Source organism: Pseudoxanthomonas sp. LjRoot204_2, from assembly GCF_056175765.1.
Genome location: NZ_JBGFFG010000406.1, coordinates 1 through 2987 on the forward strand (window position 1 = coordinate 1; position 2987 = coordinate 2987).

Here is a 2987-nt window from a genome sequence, read left to right on the forward strand (position 1 = left end):
CGCCGGCCACGAACACGCCGGGCAGGTCGCTCAGCATCAGGCGCCCGTCCACCGCGTCCAGCCCCACGCCGCCGGCACTGCTGATGGCCTCGGCGATCGGGCGGGGACGCTGCAGGCGGAAGGGGAAACGCTTCAGCGTCGCGGCGATCTTCGCGGGATCGGACAACGCAGCCTTGTCGAGCACTTCGTACAGCAGTGCCGCACGCACGCCACTCACGCCCGCTTCGCGACGCAGGTGCTCGCTCAGGCTGCGCGAACCGCGTGGCTTCGCCAGCCGGCGCACAAGATCGCGTTCCTCACGCCCCGGCAGCAGGTCCAGCACCAGCGTGGCCTCGCCGTCGCGTGCGAGGGCGTCGCGCAGCATCGGCGACAGCGCGTAGACCAGGCTGCCCTCGATGCCGGTGGCGGTGATGACGCATTCGCCCTGGCGCTGCTGCGGCGTGCCGTCGGCGTCATGCCAATGCGCGACGACGGGCTTGAGGGGCGCGCCGGCGAAGCGCGTCGCCAGGTGTTCGCTCCAGTCGATGTCGAAGCCGCAGTTCGATGGCTGCAAGGGCGCGACGTGGATGCCCTTGTCTTTCAGCGGCGCCACCCAGGCACCATCGGACCCCAGCTCCGGCCAGCTGCCGCCGCCCATGGCCAGCAACGCAGCATCGGCGCGCATGGCGACTTCGCCGTCGGGAGCGGCGAAGCGAAGCGCGCCCGCATCGTCCCAGCCCAGCCAGCGATGTTGTACGTGGAACCGCACGCCCTGTTCGCGCAGTCGTCGCACCCAGCCGCGCAGCAGGGGTGCGGCTTTCAGATCGGACGGGAACACGCGACCTGACGTGCCGACGAATGTCTCCACGCCCAATCCGCTCGCCCATGTACGCAAGGCATCTGCATCGAAGTCGCGGAGCCATGCGGCGACCTCACGCGTGCGCGTGCCGTAGCGCGTGACGAACACCTCGAACGGATCCGAGTGGGTCAGGTTCATGCCGCCCTTGCCGGCGATCAGGAACTTCCTTCCCACCGAGCCCTTCGCGTCGTACAGGTCGACCTGCAGCCCCGCGGCGCGCAGCGTTTCGGCGGCCATCAGGCCTGCCGGCCCGCCGCCGATGACGGCGACGGTGTGCGGGAGGGGTGGGGCATCGCTACGGGGTGAAGGCATCCGCATAGTATGCCGTGCCCGGACAGCACTCCCGGCGGATGCACGGCCTGCGGTATCGTCGTGCGCAACACGTGAAGGGGATCTGCCGATGTCGATGTCGCCTGCGGTCGCGCGCCGCGCGCTCTTGCTGCTCTGCCTTGCCGCGCCGGTGGCGCTCGCCGGGGCGCCATCGCCGCCGCCCGAGCTGCAGGATATCGATGCCTACGTCGAATCGGTGCGCAAGGCGTTCGATGTACCGGGCATCGCGGTGGCGGTGGTGAAGGACGGCGAGGTGGTGCTGGCGAAAGGCTGGGGCGAGCGCGAGCTCGGCAAACCGGCCAAGGTCGACGCGCACACGATGTTCGCCATCGCCTCGAACACGAAAGCGTTCACCTCGGCCTCGCTGTCCATGCTGGCCGACGAAGGCAAACTCTCCCTGGAAGACCGCGTGATCGACCACCTGCCATGGTTCCGCATGGCCGATCCTTATGTCACCCGCGAGATGCGCATCCGCGACCTGCTGGTTCACCGCAGCGGGCTGGGACTGGGTGCGGGCGACCTGCTGTACTGGCCCACCACCACCTACAGCAACCGCGAAGTGGCCGAGCGCCTGCGCGATGTGCCGTTGAGCGGCGGGTTCCGCGAACGCTATGCCTACGACAACATCCTCTACGGTGTGGCCCAGCTGGTGGTGGAGCAGGCCAGCGGCCAGTCCTACGCCCAGTTCCTGCGCACGCGTTTCTTCCAGCCGCTGGGCATGCGCGAGACGCGCTACAACAGCGATGCACTGAAGCCGGGCGACAATGTCGCCACCGGCCACGCCATGGCCGACTTCACCACGCTGCAGCCGGCGCCGCGGATGACGTGGCGCAATGTCGCCGGCGCAGGCGGAATCTATGCCAGCGTGAACGACATGGCGAAATGGATGAACGCCCAGCTCGCCGGCGGCACCTATCGGGATGCGCACGGGCGCGAGCATGCGCTGTTCACGCCGGAGCGCCAGAAGGCGATGTGGTCGCTGGTCACGCCGATCCCGATCACGGAACCCAAGGTGGAAGCACTGAAGGCCGCCAGACCGAATTTCTTGGGCTACGGGGAAGGCTGGATGGTCTCCGATTTCCAGGGCCGCAAGCTGGTGTGGCATACCGGCGGCTGGCCGGGCATGGTGTCGCGCGTGACGCTGGTGCCGGAGCGCAAGCTCGGTGTCGTGGTACTGACGAACCAGGAGGTGGGTGCGGCCTTCAATGCCGTGACGCTGAAGGTACTGGACGCCTACCTTGCGGACAGCGGCACCGACTGGCTGGCCGCCTACCAGGCGCAGGTGGCGCAGGCCAAGGGCAACGCCGACGAACACTGGCAGAAACTGCAGGCCGCGCGCGACGCCATGTCGAAGCCCTCGCTGCCGCTTGCGAAGTACGCCGGCACGCTGCGCGACCCGTGGTATGGCGATGTCATCGTGGCCCAGGAAGGCGAGCGCCTGGTGCTGCGCTTCAGCCGCACGCCGGAACTGGTCGGCGACCTGCAGCACTGGCAGCACGACACCTTCGTGGTGCGCTGGCGAGAACGCTGGCTCAACGCCGACGCCTTCCTGACGTATTCGCTGAAACCCGACGGCGGCATCCGCGAGGCGCGGATGGAAGCGATCTCGCCGCTGACCGATTTCAGTTTCGACTTCCACGACCTGCGGCTGGCGCCGGTGGAGTAGCGAACGGCGGGGATGGCAGATGGTGGGAGCGACGTAAGTCGCGATGGATGCATCTCAGCGCGCCGGTCGACAGACGTCGGGCATCCTTTTTGCGGAAGAGGTCCGCCTCCTCACCTGTCGGAAACTCGCGAGTTGCGTCGCTCCCACGAGTGC

2 protein-coding genes are annotated in these 2987 nt (G+C 68.2%); one reads left to right on the forward strand and one right to left on the reverse strand.

Features of this window, described 5'->3' with window-relative positions:
* Nucleotides 1–1150: TIGR03862 family flavoprotein (locus AC04L7_RS15580; protein ID WP_475513361.1), on the reverse strand; the 1150-nt coding region annotated here is incomplete at its 3' end.
* A gap of 88 nt (nt 1151–1238) precedes the next feature.
* Between AC04L7_RS15580 and AC04L7_RS15585 the strand changes: the two genes are divergently transcribed.
* Nucleotides 1239–2834, forward strand: coding sequence for a serine hydrolase (locus AC04L7_RS15585; RefSeq protein WP_435998161.1), 1596 nt, complete (start codon nt 1239–1241; stop codon nt 2832–2834).
* The last annotated feature ends 153 nt before the right edge of the window (nt 2835–2987 follow it).

Bases quoted from the DNA above. Each gene is read 5' to 3' on its own strand.
- AC04L7_RS15585 (WP_435998161.1), top strand. From the start codon at position 1,239: ATGTCGATGTCGCCTGCGGTCGCGCGCCGCGCGCTCTTGCTGCTCTGC.